This is a genomic window from Mycolicibacterium lacusdiani (assembly GCF_021916785.1).
GTDB classification, from domain to species: Bacteria; Actinomycetota; Actinomycetes; order Mycobacteriales; family Mycobacteriaceae; genus Mycobacterium; species Mycobacterium lacusdiani.
In genome coordinates this window covers 134,362-150,670 of the sequence record NZ_JAKCFC010000004.1, presented here as the reverse complement: position 1 = coordinate 150,670, position 16,309 = coordinate 134,362, and the positions used below count along the sequence as shown (strand labels likewise).

Here is a 16,309-nt window from a genome sequence, read left to right as displayed (position 1 = left end):
TGCCCGGAGAGGTCGGCACGGTCTTGCCTGGTTTCAGATCGGTCAGTGCGCGGGCGCGGCGCTGAGAACCCAGTCGGTCGTGATCGGGTTGGTCTCCTGCTCGTGCCGGTAGGTCGCCCGGAGGTCGCGCACCAAGCCGTCGCGCTGCCACGCCTGCACCTGCGCCATGACCGCATCGTCGGAGAAGTTCGACGACTTGTCCGCGAGCACGGTGTCGATCATCTGGCCTGCCACCTGCCGGAGCAGTCGCGCGTTGGCGTCGAAGCCCTCGTCGAACCCCTCTGATTCGCCGATCATCGCGTGGTGCAGGGTCTTCATGAAGTCCAGTGGCGAGTACAGGTCGACGAAGTCGACGGGAGAGTCGGCGCCCTCGACTGCCGCCCACTCCCGGAAGAACGCCTGCATGCGGTTGCTGAGGTCGATGAGTCCCTGAAGGTACGGCACGAATGCCGGGTCGTCGGCGACGCGGGTGAATCGGTCGTTGCTGTACAGGAATCCGACGAAGCCCCAGTAGAAGGCGATGTCCCAGATGACCTTTGCCGACATGACCGTCGGCGAACCCATCAGGACGTACTGGTCGCGGTAGATGTTGAGCCACATGTCGGTCAGCGACCGGAAGAGCGAATCGCTGATCGCCGCGCGGGCGATCACGTTCTCGCCGTCGAGGTCGCGGCCGATCATGTCGGTGATGAGGCCGTTTCCGATGGCGACCAGGTCCAGACCCGACGAGTACAGCGGATCCAGGAAGACTCCGGCGTCGCCGGTGACGCACCAGCGGTCACCGCCGTCGAAGACCTTCGTCACTGTGTGGCTGTAGTGCTTCATCACGCGGAAGTCCATGATCAGGTCGTCGAACTTCGCGACCTCCGCCGCGCATTGCGGTTCGTGCTCGGCGAGCCACGCCTTGGCCTTGGCCAGGGTGTTGAAGCCGTCGAACGAGTGGAAGGCGGGGTCGGCGACGATGCCGACGCTGGTCGCACCGGACGCCAAACGGATCAGCCACACCCAGTAGCCCTCACCCATGAGGTGATTGGTGGAGAACGAGCGGTCGCCCTCGTCCAGGCGCGAATGCCAGTCGGGGTCGTCGCTCCACTCGCCGACGTTGATCTCGGCGCCGACCCGGAACCATGCCGCATTGCACGCGTGGCCGTTGTCGCGCTTGAGGTCGAGTTCGCGGGGGAGCGTCCGGTTGCGACCAGACGCGTCGACCACCCAGCGCGCCGTCGTCCGGGTGACTGCGTCGTCGCTCTGGATCGAAAGCGTGTGCGGACTGTCACCGGCACCGACGTCGATCGACCGGGCACGGCCGACGATCATGTCGACACCCGCTGCGAGACAGCGTTGGTGTAGCTCGTTCTCCAGCCTGCCCCGGTCGATCTGATAGGTGGTCTGGGACGTGAACGTCGAGCTGCCGAGTTCGACGCGTCGGGTGATGTCGGTGTTGCCCTCGCGGGAGAAGAACATCCGCAGCCCCATCTTGCGGATCTGGGACGTCCGCAGGTGGTCGGCCATGCCGAGCCGGTCGCGCAGGTAGTGCGCGGACACCTCGACGGTCGATTCACCGACGGTGTGGGTGATCTCCGGGACCGGGTGCGGCGTCGGTTCGATGATCAGGACGCGGGTACCGGGGCGTGCGCTGCGGATCTCGAGCGCGAGGGTGAGCGCCGCGATGCCGCCGCCGATGATGCTGACGTCGTGATCGGTGGTGACGTCGCCGGCCCGTGCGAGGCGGGCTTTGATCTTGTCCGCGAGCGCTTCTCGGGCTTCTGAAGTTAGCTGCGACAGGTGTGCTTGCACGTCCACGATTTGCCTTCCCTCGGGCCGGGTCGAAGAAGTCACTCAGCAGTTCGAACGGTACACGCGCCCGCCGCCACTGCCAGCGAGAAGAACGCAGGTGAGTGACGCGAAATCGGCGCTGTCGGTGTGGATTGCGCGGTGTCCGAACGCACTACGAGCACGGCGCATTAGTTGTTACCGATCACTTACGTTTCGTTGGCATTGACGGCAGGCGGTTTGACCTCGTTCGGCCCCGCATCGCTGCGATCCGCCGCCGAGCGGTGGCGTCCGTAGACGAACTCGAAGATCGGCGAGGCCATCAGAGTGGTGACGATGGCGACGAGTACCAGGATGGTGAAGAGCGTGGGGGTGATGATCCCGGCTTGCAACCCGATGTTGAGCAGGATCAGTTCGATGAGCCCCCGTGCGTTCATGAGCGCGCCGAGGGCCACGGATTCGCGCAGTGGAACCTTGCGCAGACGCGCGGCCAGCGCGCACGCGACTCCCTTGCCGGCGATCGACACGACGAGGAGCCCGAGCGTCACCGCCCAGAGCCCAGGGGTGTCGACCAGGCCGATCTGGGTGTTCAGGCCCGAGTAGACGAAGAACAGCGGCAGCAGGAACGTGGTGACCGTCGGCTCGAGCGTGCCGGTGAGTCGGTTGGCGAAGAATCCGGAGGGCATGGCGACGCCGAGGATGAACGCACCGAAGATCGCGTAGATGCCGATGAGGTCGGTGAACCAGGCGCACAGCATGAGCACGCAAAGCACGATGCTGAGCACGGGCGCGCTGATGCCGTTCTGACGTTCCGACAGCGGTCCGAGCGGGCGCAGCGCCCGTCGTCCGATCGTCAGGACGAACAGCGCGTAGAGGATGCCGCCACCGATCGCCAGGATGGCGGTGGACGAGCTGCCCTGGTTCATGGCGAGGACGACCGCGAGGATGCACCAGGACAGCGCGTCGTCGGTCGCCCCACATGCCAATGCCAATGTGCCCAAGGGTGTTCCGGTGAGCCGCTTCTCGAAGATGATCCGGGCGAGCATCGGGAAGGCGGTCGTGGCGATCGACGCGCCGAGGAACAGCATGGCCATCAGCAGCGTGACGTTCTCGCCGAAGAAGATGCCGGCGCCCAGCAGCGGCGCGGCGATGAGCGCGCCGAGGGCGAGTGGCGTCACGAAGCCCGCCGTCGACACCGCCACCGCGGTGGCCGCGCGATGCTTGATCAGGTCGACGTCGAAGTTGAGCCCGATGAGGAACATGTAGAGCACGAGGCCGATCTGCGCCACCGTGTACAGCACGGTGTTCGCGTCGCCCGGCGGGAACAGCCAGTCCTGGACGCCGGGTGCGATCAGTCCCAGCAGGGATGGACCGAGGACGACGCCGGCGATCATCTCGCCAACGACCTGCGGTTGACCGATGCGCCGTGCCAGGAGGCCCACGACGCGGCAGGCCGCGAGGATGACGGCGAGTTCGAGGAAGAAGTGGATGGCAACCGGTCCGGGCATGGGCGTCCCTATCCCGACTTCGCGAGAACGCGGCGGTACTGGTTCACGGGAAGGAGGCTAGACCGCCCTACGGGGCGAACCGGCAGCATCGGGTGATGCCGTCACGATCCCGACATACACGCTCTGGTCGGGCGGCCGAGTGTGCTGCTGCTGTCGCAGCGAACATCGGGTCTGCGTGCCGTGCCCGACGCCTGCACCGAGCAGGTAGAGGCATGCCCGCGGCGACATCTCGTTGCCTTTGCAAGCGCTGGTCAGCGCCGTTTCGGCAAGGTCATTCCTCCTGTTCGAATACCGCCCCGCGAGCAGGTCCCTGCCGTACCGTCGGCTCAATCACTCCGACTTCGGAGCAGCGCTGACCAGCCCTCAGCGTCGGTTGAGAAGGAGCCGAAGAGCATGCGCATCGTCGTGGATTTGAACAGGTGCCTCGGATATGCGCAGTGCGTGCCACTGGCTCCGGAGGTGCTTCAGCTCAACGGCGAGGAGGCGCTCGCCTACGACCCGAATCCCCCTGAGTCGCAACGGCAACAGGTGGCCCGTGCCGTGGCCTCTTGTCCAGTGCAGGCCATCGTCGCCGAGATGGATCCACCTGCGGATCGGACGACCACGTGACCGCGTACGCGCTGATCGACGACTTGGTCCGGACGTTCAAGGCGCAGGGCCGCATCGTCATCGTCGGTGCGTCGTTGACTGGGCTGCGCGCTGCCGAGGCGTTGCGAGACGAGGGCTTCACCGGCTCGCTGACCATCATCGGCGACGAGGTACACGAGCCCTACGACCGCCCGCCGCTGTCGAAGCAGGTCCTCAAGGGATGGGTACCCGCGGGAAACACCAAGCTGCCCCGGATGCGAGAGGTCGACGCCGACTGGCGGCTCGGCGTCGCCGCGACCGGTTTGGACCGCGACAACCGGGAGGTGTTGCTGGCCAACGGGGACAAGGTGCCCTACGACCGGTTGCTCATCGCCACCGGCGTCCGGTCGCGTGCCTGGTTCAACCCGGAGGAGGCCAAGCTCAAGGGCCTCTTCACGCTGCGTACGAGCGATGACGCGGCCAAGATCCAAGAGGCGTTCAAGGCCCGGCCCAAGCGTGTCTTGATCGTCGGGGCAGGCTTCATCGGATCCGAGATGGCCTCCGTGTGCCGCGATCTGGGACTGGACGTCACGGTCGCCGAACGCTCGAGCGCGCCGCTGGTCGGCCCCTTGGGCGGGGTGATCGGCGACATCGCCGCCAAGATGCAACGTGACGCCGGGGTCGACCTACGAACCGGCGTCGCAGTCGAGGCACTCAAGGGTGACGCCGACGGCCACGTTCGGCAGGCGCAGTTGTCCGACGGCACGACTCTCGACGTCGACGTGGTGGTCGCGTCGCTGGGCTCGGTCCGAAACATCGAATGGCTCGACGGCGCCGAACTCGCCGCCGGATTCTGGGGGGTCGCCTGCGATGCGGGGTGCCGCGCCTTCGACATCAACGGCGTGGTGACCGACAACGTCTTCGTGGCCGGCGACATCGCGCGTGCCCCGCACGTCCTCTACGAATATCAGTTCATGGCAATCGAACACGTCGACGCCGCCGTTCTGGGTGCCCAAACCGCCGCGCACAACATGGTCAATCTCGAAAGGGGACGACGCCCGCATCTGCCGCTGCCCCAGTTCTGGTCCGGTCAATTCGGGGTCAACATCAAGGGTGTCGGCGTTTGCTCCTTCGGTGACGAGATCGTCTTCACCCAAGGCTCCGTCGAAGATCTTCGCTTTGCCGCGGCCTTCGGCAAGAACGGCCGCATCGTCGGAGCGCTGACCTTCAATCACGGCAAGTGGCTGGAGTACTACGCGCGACTCATCGAACAGTCAGCACCCTTCCCACCTCCGCCGCCTGGCTACGACGTACCGGCGAACTCGGAGCCGATGTCGGCTCGCTTCGGCGATCCGCGGGCGCCCACCGGCATTCCCGACGTGGTGCTCACCGGCCACGACCCCACTTCCCGCGGCGCCGAATTCCGCGCCAAGGCACGGTAGAAACGGACTCGAGATGACGACCGCAGCGACCACGGCCTGGACCGAGGCGATGAAGTACGAGAACCGTCACGATCCCTATCGATTCTTCGACGAACTTCGCGAGACGCCCGTCGTGCAGGTGGCCGACCGGGTGTACGTCGTGACCGGCTACCGCGAGCTGCTCCAGCTCGCCCACGACCCTCACGTGAGTTCCGACATCAGCCGAAGCCCGATCTCGAAGCAACCGGCGGATGCGAGGGCTGACGTCGGCGCCGAGCACATGGCTGCCTACGGCCGAGAACCGAGTCTCATCGTGTCCGACCCCGCCAAGCACGACAGGCAGCGCAGGCAAGTGATGCGGCACTTCGCGCCCCCGCACTCGCCGAACGTCATTCCCAACATGGCAGCCGACATTCAGGCGCTCTGCGATGACTCCTTGAACAACGTCAAGGCCAAGGGCGGCAACGTCTTCGACGTCGTCGACGACTACGCCTACCCCGTTCCCGTTGCGGTGATCTGCCAGATCCTCGGCGTCCCGCTGAAGGACGAGCCCACCTTCCACGGGTGGATCTTCGACTTCATGGCCGGCGCGGACCTGGGGCCGGATGCCGCCACCGAAGAAGGGCGAGCTCGCAACGCCAAGGGCAAGGAGAGCATTGCGGCGCTCACCGCCTACATGGCCGACCTGGTCCAAGGATTCCTCGCCGAACCACAGGACAACGTCCTTTCGAAGATGGTCAACGACCACGACGGCCCCGACGGTCCGATGACCCCGCAGGAGGCGGCCGCCAACGCCATGCTGCTGTTGATCGCCGGTCACGACTCCACGGTGAACACCATCGCGCACTGCGTGCTGACGCTGTTGCGTCACCCCGAGTCCATCGACTTGCTGCACGAGAAGCCCGAGCTGATCCCCAAGGCGATCGAGGAGGTACTTCGGCTGCAGTCGGCCGTGCAGTTCTTTCCCAGCCGCAGCGTCACCGCCGACGTCGAGGTCGGCGGCACGGTCATCCCGGCCGGATCTGCGGTGCACTTGCTCTACGGCGCCGCCAACCGCGACCCGAGGCGATTCCCCGACCCGAACGCGTTCGACGTACAGCGGCCCGACAACCAGCACGTGGGCTGGGGCCGCGGCGTGCACAGTTGCGTCGGAGGACCGCTCGCACGACTGGAGGTCAACATCGCGCTGGAGACCTTCCTCCGACGGGTCGACAACCCACGTCTGGTCGTCGACCCCCCGCCGTACCGGGTGAATCAGGTGTTCCGCGGCCCCCTGCACCTCGAGATCGAGTTCGACCAGATCACCGGCTAGTGATGAAGGCCTTCCAGTTCGTCGAATGGCAACGGCCGGGCCAGCTTCGAGAGGTGCCTGTACCCGAGCCGGGCCCGGGGGAGGTACTGATCAAGGTCGGAGGCGCCGGCGCCTGCCACTCCGACCTGCACCTCCTCGAGGCCCCAGCGGGATCGTCGTCCGTGACGCTGCCCTTCACGCTCGGCCACGAGAATGCCGGCTGGGTGGAGCAGATGGGATCCGGCGCAACGGGATTCGCGCCCGGCGACCCGGTGATCGTCTACGGGCCGTGGGGTTGTGGACTCTGCATGAACTGCCGTCAGGGTATGGAGAACTATTGCCAGACGGCGGGAAAGCCCAGCCCCGGCGGTCTCGGCGGCACGAACGGCGGGATGGCCGAGTACCTCCTCGTCCCCGCCACCCGATATCTGATACCGCTGGGACGGTTGGATCCGCGCGAGGCCGCACCGCTCACCGACGCCGGACTGACGAGCTATCACGCGGTGAAGCGCTCGCTGCACCTGCTCGGCCCGGGCTCGACCGCCGTCGTCATCGGCGCGGGCGGCCTGGGTCAGATGGCCATTCAAGTACTCAAGGCGCTGAGTGGCGCGACCACCGTCGTGGCACTCGACACCTCACCCGACAAGTTGACGATCGCCAAGCAGATGGGCGCCGACGAGGCACTGGCATCGGGTGACGATGGCATCACGCGGATCAAGGACATCACAGGGGGACAGGGTGCCGAAGTCGTCCTCGACTTCGTCGGCATCGACCCCACGTTGGCCACCGCAGCTCGGGTGTCTCGAGTTCTCGGACACATCACGATCGTCGGACTCGGGAACGCCGCGCTTCCGGTGAACTTTCACAGCCCCGCAACGGAGTGCTCCGTCGCGTCGCCATTCTGGGGATCCATTCCTGAGTTGATCGACGTCATCGCCCTGGCCCAGCGCGGCAAGATCAAGATGCTCGTCGAGCACTTCACACTCGATCAGGCAGCGCACGCCTACGACCTCCTGCACCACGGCGGCATCCAGGGCCGCGCCGTCATCACGCCGCACGGCTGACGGGACGCCGGAGTGGTCAGCCTGAAACACCGCAGCCCTGCCCGCCGATGATCACGGCATGACTCCGTTCCGTGTCGCCGGCGCCCTGGTGGTCGCGATGGCCGCGACCTGGTCGTCCGTGTCGACGGCCCACGCCGACGGCTTCGCCCAACTCGGTCGAGTTCCGGTGGTGGCGTCTCCGACGTGCGCCGGCAGTGTCAGCGCCGAGGCGCAGGTGGCGCCGATCCAGGTCGACGACCGCGTCGAGAACGGCGTACGCGTTGCGATCAACTACGACGCAGGCACATACGACGGCTCCTGTGCGCTCACCGTCTCCGCCGCGTGGCAGAACCGCCAGACGGGAGCGTCGGGGACCGGCGACATCAGCGCGGTCTCGACGATCGATGGGCACTACGGCTTCGTCGGCTATGCCAACACCACGTTCGCAACGGGCCCGGGAGACGTCGTCATCACGCTCAGTTCGCACCCGGGCGCCGAGCTGCTGATCACGGTGTGAGGTCCATCCCGGGGGTCACTCGACCGGTCACGACACCGACGCCATTGCCCTGCTGAGGGATTCGGTCGTCCTGTCTCGCTCGTCGCCCATCCCGACGATGGTGTCGAGCGTCAGTGGAGCGAGGACGTGGGTGAGTCCGTGGCCCTCGTGCCCGAAGAATCCTGCCAACTCGAGCATCACCGCGCCGTGGACCAGGCTCCAGAGCCGGCCGGCGATGTTCAGCTCGCCGTCGTCGCGGATGCGACCCGCCGCGATCATGCGCCGCACGGCATTGCGCAGCGCCTCGAACGATGCCGCCGATTCGGAGCGGTCGGTGGCGCTGCCGGTGCTGGTGACGTCGGTGCGGGATCCGGCGACCGACGTTGGTGCCGCGGCGCCGAAGATGAGTTGGTATCGCTGGGGGTTCGCGAGCGCGAACCTCCGGTAGGCGGCGCCCATCACGAAGAAGTCCGCGACGGGGTCGGCGGTCTCCTCGGCGTCGGTCAGGGCGTCGCCGAATCGCGAGAAGGCTTCGTTCGCGACTGCCTCGATGACGCCGGTCATCCCCCCGAAGTGCGTGTAGACCGCCATGGTCGACGTGCCGACCTCGGCGGCGAGGTTGCGCACGCTGAGCGACTGGAGGCCGTCGCGTTCCAGAAGCCGCAGGCCGCCGTCGATCAGTCGCTCCCGAACGTCACTCACCCTTGCGATCTTGCCATAACGCTGTTATACATGGGTAAGGCATAACACCGTTATGGAGGGCACGTCATGACCAACCGCTACTTGGAAGACTCGTTCGCACCGGTCAGCGAGGAGTTCACGCTCACCGACCTCGAGGTGACCGGCGCCATCCCCGACTACCTGGACGGGCGGTACCTACGCAACGGTCCGAACCCCATCGGCGAGATCGATCCCGAGCTGTACCACTGGTTCGTCGGCGACGGCATGGTGCATGGCATGCGCCTCCGCGACGGCAAGGCGCAGTGGTACCGCAACCGGTGGGTGCGCAGCCCGCATGCCGCCCGCATGCTCGGGGAGACGCCGTCATACCGGCACTTCGGCATCTCCGGGATGGGCGCCAACACCAACGTGATCGGTCACGCGGGCAAGACGCTCGCGCTGGTCGAGGGCGGCGTCGCCACCTACGAGTTGACCGACGAACTGGACACCGTCGGACCGTGCGACTTCGACGGGAAGCTCACCGGCGGCTACACCGCGCACCCGAAGCGCGACCCGGAAACGGGTGAGCTGCATGCGGTTTCGTACAACATGTACCGCGGCAACACCGTGCAGTACTCGGTGATCGGCATCGACGGCCAAGCGCGGCGCACCGTCGACATCGAGGTCACCGGCAGCCCGATGATGCACGACTTCTCGCTGACCGAGCGGCACGTCGTCTTCTACGACCTCCCTGTGACGTTCGACAGCCGCCAGGCTGCGGAGATGACGGTTCCGCGGGGGCTACGCCTGCCCGCTCGACTCCTGTTGTCGGCGTTGATCGGTCGGGTTCGCATCCCCGATCCGATCAGCGCCAGAACGCCGTCGGGCATGAGCGCCGACCGGCGCTTCCCGTACTCGTGGAATACCCAGTACCCCGCCAGGGTCGGTGTCATGCCGCGTGACGGCGGAAGCGCCGACGTGCGTTGGTTCGACGTCGAGCCCTGCTACGTCTTCCATCCGATGAACGCCTACGACGAAGGCGACACCGTCGTACTCGACGTCATCCGCCACCCGAAGATGTTCGACACCGATCACCTCGGGCCGAACGAGGGGCCGCCCACGCTGGATCGCTGGACGGTCGACCTCGCTGACGGCAAGGTGCGCGAGTCGCGAATCGACGATCGGGCGCAGGAGTTTCCCCGCGTCGACGAACGTCTCGTCGGCAAGCGGCATCGGTACGGCTATGCGCCTGCGGTCGGCGAGGGCACCGCCGGTGCCGGCACGCTGCTCAAGCACGACTTCACGGGCGGCAACGGCCAGGCACGGTCGTTCGGGGTCGACAAGGCGCTGAGCGAGTTCGTGTTTCATCCGTCCTCGCCCGACGCCGATGAGGACGACGGCGTACTGATGGGGTACGTCTACGACCGGCCGACGGACCGCAGTGAGCTGGTCATCGTCGACGCCCGCACGCTCGATCAGGTGGCCGCCATCAAGCTGCCGCACCGAGTTCCCGCCGGCTTCCACGGGAACTGGGTGCCAACGGACATCAGCTCCTGACGGTCGGGTCAGTCGCCCGTGTCGCCGTTGGGTGCGCCGGCACCGCCACCGGAATCGAGATTCCCGCCGCCGCCTTCGGTGCCGCCTTCACCGGTGTTCCCGGACTCGCCGCCGGACGTCGAGGTACTGACGTTGTTGGGTCCCGTCGACCCGGTAACTCCTTGCGAGCCGCCACCGCCCTCGCCCGTCGATCCACCGCCGGAGGCTCCGCCGGGCATCGCTTCGCCGGCCTGGACCCAGGTCAATAGGTCCTCGGGTCCGTTGTCGTAGACGACGCTGTTCGGCAGGTCGCCCACCACGTCGAAGTAGACCTTGCCGGTCGTCGTATTACCTTCGAAGAGTGGGCCTGCGCTCAGCGTCGACACCTGGGCGAGTGCGGGGTAGTTGGCTCCGCTCGCCGAACGGGCGTTGAAGAACGGCACGACTGGATTGACCGTTCCCCGTAGCGCTCTGGCCATCACCGTCGCCTCGTAGAGTCGGCCACCGACCGGGTACGCGACGGAATCGCCGCTGGGGACGATCTTGGTCACCGTGTAGGCGATCTCCGTGCCGGTGGGGTCTCGCAGCAGTTCTTCGATGCCCACGGTCTGGACATTGCCCGCGGCCGACGCCGAGGGAGCGACGCCGATGCCGAATGCAACTGCGGTGGCCGCGACGGCGACCACGAGCTTCTCTGTCTTCACGCTGTGGACTCCTCGTGCAGTGCTGGTTGGTCACAGCACCGATACCCGGCGAGTTCGCGTCGAAACGACGCGACGAATTTAGTAGGCGGCCGGCCCGTCAGCGACTGTCGACGACGCGCTGCGCAATGTGCCAAAGCTTTTCGTTGCTGGTCTGCGACAGCGTGCGCAGCATGTTGAAGGCTGCGACCGAGTCGATCGAGAAGCGTTCCATGAGAATGCCCTTCGCTTGACCGATCAAATCGCGGCTGGCCAGTGCCGACTCGAACTGAGTGTGCCGGTTGCTGGCGATGATCGCTATGGCCGCCTGTGTGGCCAGCATGGCGCCGACGGTCTCCGAAGCCGTGTCGAACGTCTGGCGTTTGCGACCGAAGAGATTGAGTGCACCGCCACCGTTGTCGGTCGTATAGAGCTGGAAGGACAGCATGCTGTAGACGCCGCGTTCGACCGCGCCCGCAGCGAAGCGGGGCCAACGTTCGTCGCTCGACAGGTCGGGACAGCGGATGATCGAGTCGGTGACCACGGCCTCGAGACAGGGACCCTCGCCGGCCTGCTGTTGCAGCTGGTCCAACTCGCTGAGCATCGGCGTCGTCGGCTTGACCGAGCGGAACTCGCCATCGGTGATCATCAGGACGTCCGCGTAGTCGATGCCGTCGATGAGTTCGACCGCCGACGCCGTGACCGAGGCCAGGGTGTCGCCGATGTCGTCATGACGGCTGAGGTGGTCGGCGATGTCGTGCATCGCCGTACGCAAGAACGTGTCGTGGTCTTCGCGGCTCGTCATGGGAGCTACTTCCCGCTGCCGCGATGGAGGGTTCGTGCTGGCGGTCAGGGCTTCAGTATGCGCCTCGCCATGGCCGACGGTGAGAACTCGTTCTACTGCTCGAAAGCCGAACGGAGGTCGTCGTCGCTCGCCTCGCGGTGGGCAGCCGAGGCAGCGCGGTGACGTTCTGCATCAGGAGTCCGCCTACCTGCGGCTGCCCGATCGTGGAACTCCGCCAACCTGTCGTGCGCGAGGGCCGCCTGCATGCTGGCCGCGACGCTGTTGAGGCGAGCGGTCTCGGCGTCATCGGGTGTGATGGGCCGACCGACGGCGAGTTCGGAGCGGCGTCGCCTGATGCCCTCGAGCCGCTCCGTCAGGCGCCGCAGGCGCGCGGACCGGAAACTCGTGGATGGGTGGTGCTTGGGCTTCATGGCCCTTCCTCCGGCTCCTGTGTCTGAAGAGCCTGTTCATGACGTTACGCCCGACGCCGATGGCGGCGGCCGATGATGGGATACCTTCACGAACGATTGCGCTCGTGTCGTCTGACCGTAGGGGTGCCGCATGCCGTTGATCGCACTGGAAGAGCACTTCGCCTGGGATCCGGCGAGTGTCGGAAACCCCGTCGCCACCTGGCTGAAGTCCCACGATCCGGTTGCGCACCAGCGATTGTACGACCGGGGGACCCTGCGTCTCGAGCAGATGGACGCCGCCGGCATCGACTTCCAGATCATGTCGCTGTTCGACCCGGGCGTGCAGGAGGAAGGGGACGTGGCCACTGCGATCGACCTCGCCCGCGGCGCCAACGACGAGTTGGCCGAGAGCGTTCGGTCGAACCCCGGCCGCTTCGGCGGCTTCGCCACACTGGCGACCCAGGACCCAGACGCCGCGGCCGACGAACTCGAGCGCGCCGTCACCGATCTAGGACTCGTGGGCGCACTCATCAACGGGCACTGCCAGGGTCGCTACCTGGACGATCCGCCATACGAAGCACTGTTCGAGCGCGCCGAAGCCCTGGCGGCGCCGATCTATCTGCACCCCACGACGCCGCATCCCGCGGTGATGGAGGCCTGGTTCAAGCCCTATGTCGCCGAGGGTCTGCACCTCGCGTCTTGGGGATTCGCCGCCGAGGCGGGGACCCACGTGCTGCGGCTCATCTACTCGGGCCTCTTCGACAAGTTCCCCGGGCTACAGATGATCATTGGTCACCTCGGCGAGATGTTGCCGTTCGCCGCCTATCGGATCGACCGCTACTACGGGCTCGGTGGGGATTCGACGAGGAGTCTTCGACGCCTGCCGTCTGAGTACCTGCTCACCAACTTCCACGTCACGACGAGCGGCAACTTCTGCCCGCCGGCCTTCGCCTGCACCCTCGAGGTCATGGGCGCCGACCGGGTCATGTTCTCCGTGGACTACCCCATGGACGACAACGCCGACGGTGCCAACTTCCTGTCGTCATTTCCCATGGAAGATGGCGACCGCCGGAATGTCGCTTCCGAGAACGCGATTCGGCTGTTCGGTGACCGACTCCCCCGGCATCTGGGCGGTTAGGACGCTCAGAGTTCGAAGATCTGGCCGTCGCGCGCAACGGTGATCTTGCCGGAGTAATTCCTCCCTACGGCGGTCTGCCATTCTGTGTCGGGCAGGTCCGTCGGGGAGTAGTGGCTCAGGACGACGTGCTTGGCGTTCGCCGCGGCGGCCACCTCGCCGACCTGCTCTGCGGAGGTATGCGACTTCACCAGATAGTCCGGCGGGAATCTGTTGCCGTAGTAGGCGTCGTCCAAACTGAACTGCGCCTCGTGCACGAGGACGTCCGTATCCCGCGCCAACGCAATTACGTTCTCGGACTTGGTGGTATCACCGGAGAACGTAACGGATACACCAGATTTCAGCAGGTCGAACCGGAAGGCGAACGCCGGGTACACGTCGTAGTGGGACACCAGTGTCGCCGTGACAGTCACGTTGCCGTCGGACATCACCGGGAACGGTGCCATCACCGGCGAGCGGTTCAGGAAGTCGGAGCCTGGCGGCACGGCGATCTCGACGACGTCGGCGAGGGTAGCGATGTCATCGGTGCCCATGTCGCGGATGAAGATGTTGTTGGTATAGGCGAACGCCTGCTGCAGGGCAGCCGTGGTGGCGGCGAGCCCCGGCGTCGGGCTGCCGACATCGATCGTGGCGGGGTTCGCGTTGCCGACCCGGCTCGGCGGTAACCCGCCGGCCGGGCCGGGACCGTAGACGGTCACCGGGGCCTTGCCCTTCGCCGCGGTGTAGCCGCCCGAGAGGAAGAAGCTGAAGTAGTCGACGACGTGGTCGGTGTGCAGGTGGGTGATGAACATGCTCTTCAGATCGTCGAAGCGAAGTCCCGCGTTCGTGAATGCGTTGAGCGAGCCGAGGCCACAATCGATTTGATAGACGTCGCCGCCGACCACGAGCGCCGAGGAGATTCCCGTCTTGTTGGGAACGGGCGGCGGACCGGCTTGCACGCCCAGCGTGATCAACGCAGTGTCGGGCAGCCTGAGCGTGGGTTGCGCCGATGCTCTCGGAGTGCCCGCCGTCGCGCTCAGCACTGCCCCGCTGGCGAGGGCCGACGCCAGGATTGCCCGCCTCGAGATGGGATGCCCCTGATCGGATTGGCATCCGCATGAGTCCGCCATGCCGCTGAGCCTAGGTCGTTAGCGGCCCGACAAGCGCTTTCGCGGTCGGAGTCGTCTGGCGCGGGATTGCTCAGTTGACCAATCGTCGGTGATTCGGGTGCGCCGGCGTCAGCATCCGGCTCAGCAGTTGGCGTGCCACCCCCGTCACCAGGGTCCTGTCGTTGATCGAGGTCACGTCGAAGGATTGCTCGCCACGATCGCCCGCGCCGTTGTGGGACGGAACCTCGCGCGACACCAGGGCCGTCGCGATGTTCGCCCCCAGCGCGAGGACGATCCACTGATCCTGCAACGAGTCATCGCGATCGAAGCGCACGCCGTGGATTCCGGAGCCGAGGTGGTCTGCGACGTCGCGGCCGAAGACGGCGACCAGCGGGGACCGCATGGCGAGACGTTCGTACCGGGTTCGGGTCTCGCCCGTGAAGTACTTCGCCTCCTGAAGCGCCGTGAGGACCATCGGAGGGTCGCTGGCCTGCAACGCCTGCTGCTCGAGGTACCGCGACAGCGCCACCACGGTGGCCTTGTCGTGCCGGTGTATCGCGATCGGTGCCGAGTCGCCAGGAGTGGACTGGTGGCTCGCCACCGTGTCGAACGGCGACCCGAAGTCGACGCACGGGTGTTGGGTTCGGATCGGAGGCGACGGGGCCTCCGCCGTCGCATCGCTCGCCAACTGAGCGGGATGCCCGAAGCGGTAGCCCTGTCCGAGGGTTGCGCCCAACGCGAGCGCACGATCGAGGTGTTCGACCGTCTCGATGCCTTCCGCGAGCACGCGTGCGCCGGCGCGCTCGTGATGGGCCAGCACCGCTGCCCACGTGCGGGCCTGCTCGTAGTGAGGTCGCGACTGGACGAGAGACATGTCGAGCTTGATGACGTCGGGCGCCAGCACGTCGAGCAGAGCGAGCGCGTTCATGTCGGCGCCCACGTCATCGAGTGCGATGGCGAAGCCCTCCTCGCGGAGCGCGACGACCTTTCGCAGCAGGTCGGGCGGGTGGGCGAGCAGGCTGCGTTCGGTGACTTCGAAGACGATCCGGAATCGCTCGGCGCCACGCGCCAGGACGTCACTGTCGGATCGGCTGAGGAATGGCGCAGTCGCCTCGCAATTGATGAAGAGCGTCGAACCAGGCGCTAGACCGGCGGCCCGCGCGCCACCGATGGCTGCCTCGATGCAGTGACGTTCCAGCAGGGCTGCCCGCCCCGTCCGCACGGCGTAGGTGAAGACGTCCTCACGCGGCACACCGGCGAGGTGAGGCCAACGCGCCAACGCCTCGTACCCGACGACTCGGCCCCCGGGTAGGGAGACGATGGGCTGGAACACCGCCCTGAGGCCGGTGCCGGCTACTGCACCATCGAGGTCCTCACGCGAGGGGGTGACCGGGGCACGCGTCATGGGCGTCTACTCACACGCGATGTGTAGTCGAGCACGTTGCCCCCGCTCGCTTCGTCAAGCGTCGATCGACGCCACGAGTGTTCGGCTGCCCCGACTGGGCAAACTCCAAACCAAAGGATATCCAGTGGCGGAGCCAGCGTGCTGCGTATGCGCCGCAAGGTGCTGACGGATTCCTTGCAACGAAGTTCCGCATCGTGACGGAAACCTTGCAGACAACGAGTGACGATGGACACTCGGCCGCAAGGATTCCGTCAAGGCCGTCGACGGCCGACCTGCAACGGCGTGCAATCGATGCATGTCTTCGAGTTCTTTGGCGGAATGCCTCTCGGATCTGCTTCCGGTTCTGGTGTTGTTCGGCCCGACGACCGTCGTATTGCTGGTCTGCCGCTACCTGAATCGGCGCGATGAACGTCAGCCGGTCGGGAACGTCGATGACAAGACGGTCTGCGCGGACCACCAGTGACCGCTGGGCGCGATGACCCAACGAGCGACTGGTGATCCGCGTCGACCAC

Annotated in this window: 16 protein-coding genes; 8 read left to right on the top strand and 8 right to left on the bottom strand. The window is 66.3% G+C overall.

Annotated features, from left to right (window positions below; all coding sequences use genetic code 11):
- Positions 1-42: 42 nt before the first annotated feature.
- Together LOK44_RS14360 and LOK44_RS14355 are read right to left on the bottom strand one after the other, a co-directional pair.
- Positions 43-1,797, bottom strand: coding sequence for an NAD(P)/FAD-dependent oxidoreductase (locus LOK44_RS14360; RefSeq protein WP_372481252.1), 1,755 nt, complete (start codon positions 1,795-1,797; stop codon positions 43-45).
- Positions 1,798-1,982: 185 nt separating this feature from the next.
- Positions 1,983-3,281, bottom strand: a complete 1,299-nt coding sequence (locus LOK44_RS14355; RefSeq protein ID WP_237570738.1) for a cation:proton antiporter — start codon at positions 3,279-3,281, stop codon at positions 1,983-1,985.
- Between the two features lie 393 nt (positions 3,282-3,674).
- Here LOK44_RS14355 and LOK44_RS14350 point away from each other — a divergent pair, with 393 nt between their 5' ends.
- Genes LOK44_RS14350 through LOK44_RS14330 form a run of 5 tightly spaced genes read left to right on the top strand, consistent with a single transcriptional unit; the run spans position 3,675 to position 8,120 of the window.
- Positions 3,675-3,890, top strand: a complete 216-nt coding sequence (locus tag LOK44_RS14350; RefSeq protein ID WP_237570737.1) for a ferredoxin — start codon at positions 3,675-3,677, stop codon at positions 3,888-3,890.
- Positions 3,887-5,290 carry an NAD(P)/FAD-dependent oxidoreductase gene (locus LOK44_RS14345; protein ID WP_237570736.1) on the top strand — a complete coding sequence of 468 codons (1,404 nt, stop codon included), beginning with the start codon at positions 3,887-3,889 and terminating at the stop codon, positions 5,288-5,290. Before LOK44_RS14350 ends, LOK44_RS14345 begins: the two co-directional genes overlap by 4 nt.
- A 13-nt stretch (positions 5,291-5,303) precedes the next feature.
- On the top strand, positions 5,304-6,581 hold the full coding sequence (locus LOK44_RS14340) for a cytochrome P450 (RefSeq protein WP_237570735.1): 1,278 nt from the start codon (positions 5,304-5,306) through the stop codon (positions 6,579-6,581).
- Between the two features lie 2 nt (positions 6,582-6,583).
- On the top strand, positions 6,584-7,624 hold the full coding sequence (locus LOK44_RS14335) for an NAD(P)-dependent alcohol dehydrogenase (RefSeq protein WP_237570734.1): 1,041 nt from the start codon (positions 6,584-6,586) through the stop codon (positions 7,622-7,624).
- Between the two features lie 58 nt (positions 7,625-7,682).
- Complete coding sequence (locus LOK44_RS14330; RefSeq protein ID WP_237570733.1) at positions 7,683-8,120, top strand: hypothetical protein; 438 nt, start codon at positions 7,683-7,685, stop codon at positions 8,118-8,120.
- 27 nt (positions 8,121-8,147) lie between these two features.
- On the opposite strand, the gene LOK44_RS14325 is transcribed toward LOK44_RS14330, so the two are convergent.
- Positions 8,148-8,801, bottom strand: coding sequence for a TetR/AcrR family transcriptional regulator (locus tag LOK44_RS14325; protein WP_237570732.1), 654 nt, complete (start codon positions 8,799-8,801; stop codon positions 8,148-8,150).
- A gap of 66 nt (positions 8,802-8,867) precedes the next feature.
- Between LOK44_RS14325 and LOK44_RS14320 the strand changes: the two genes are divergently transcribed.
- Entirely contained in the window at positions 8,868-10,316 is a 1,449-nt protein-coding gene (locus LOK44_RS14320; protein WP_237570731.1) for a carotenoid oxygenase family protein, read from the top strand.
- Between the two features lie 8 nt (positions 10,317-10,324).
- Here the strand turns inward: LOK44_RS14320 and LOK44_RS29755 are convergent, their stop codons facing one another.
- The 3 genes from LOK44_RS29755 to LOK44_RS14305 form a co-directional block, all read right to left on the bottom strand.
- Positions 10,325-10,999 carry a DUF1942 domain-containing protein gene (locus LOK44_RS29755; protein ID WP_308192747.1) on the bottom strand — a complete coding sequence of 225 codons (675 nt, stop codon included), beginning with the start codon at positions 10,997-10,999 and terminating at the stop codon, positions 10,325-10,327.
- 97 nt (positions 11,000-11,096) lie between these two features.
- The gene (locus LOK44_RS14310; RefSeq protein ID WP_237570730.1) at positions 11,097-11,780 is read right to left on the bottom strand and encodes a GAF and ANTAR domain-containing protein; all 684 of its coding nucleotides are present in this window, start codon (positions 11,778-11,780) and stop codon (positions 11,097-11,099) included.
- Positions 11,781-11,872: 92 nt separating this feature from the next.
- A complete protein-coding gene (locus LOK44_RS14305) occupies positions 11,873-12,190 on the bottom strand; it encodes a hypothetical protein (protein ID WP_237570729.1) in 318 nt (105 codons plus the stop codon).
- Positions 12,191-12,320: 130 nt separating this feature from the next.
- On the opposite strand from LOK44_RS14305, the gene LOK44_RS14300 reads away from it, so the two are divergent.
- Positions 12,321-13,307: an amidohydrolase family protein gene (locus tag LOK44_RS14300; protein WP_237570728.1), complete on the top strand. Its 987-nt coding sequence runs from the start codon at positions 12,321-12,323 to the stop codon at positions 13,305-13,307.
- A gap of 5 nt (positions 13,308-13,312) precedes the next feature.
- Here the strand turns inward: LOK44_RS14300 and LOK44_RS14295 are convergent, their stop codons facing one another.
- Positions 13,313-14,413, bottom strand: coding sequence for an MBL fold metallo-hydrolase (locus LOK44_RS14295; protein WP_237570727.1), 1,101 nt, complete (start codon positions 14,411-14,413; stop codon positions 13,313-13,315).
- Between the two features lie 70 nt (positions 14,414-14,483).
- Complete coding sequence (locus LOK44_RS14290) at positions 14,484-15,797, bottom strand: sensor domain-containing phosphodiesterase (RefSeq protein ID WP_237570726.1); 1,314 nt, start codon at positions 15,795-15,797, stop codon at positions 14,484-14,486.
- 295 nt (positions 15,798-16,092) lie between these two features.
- Between LOK44_RS14290 and LOK44_RS14285 the strand changes: the two genes are divergently transcribed.
- Complete coding sequence (locus LOK44_RS14285; RefSeq protein WP_237570725.1) at positions 16,093-16,260, top strand: hypothetical protein; 168 nt, start codon at positions 16,093-16,095, stop codon at positions 16,258-16,260.
- Positions 16,261-16,309: the final 49 nt, after the last annotated feature.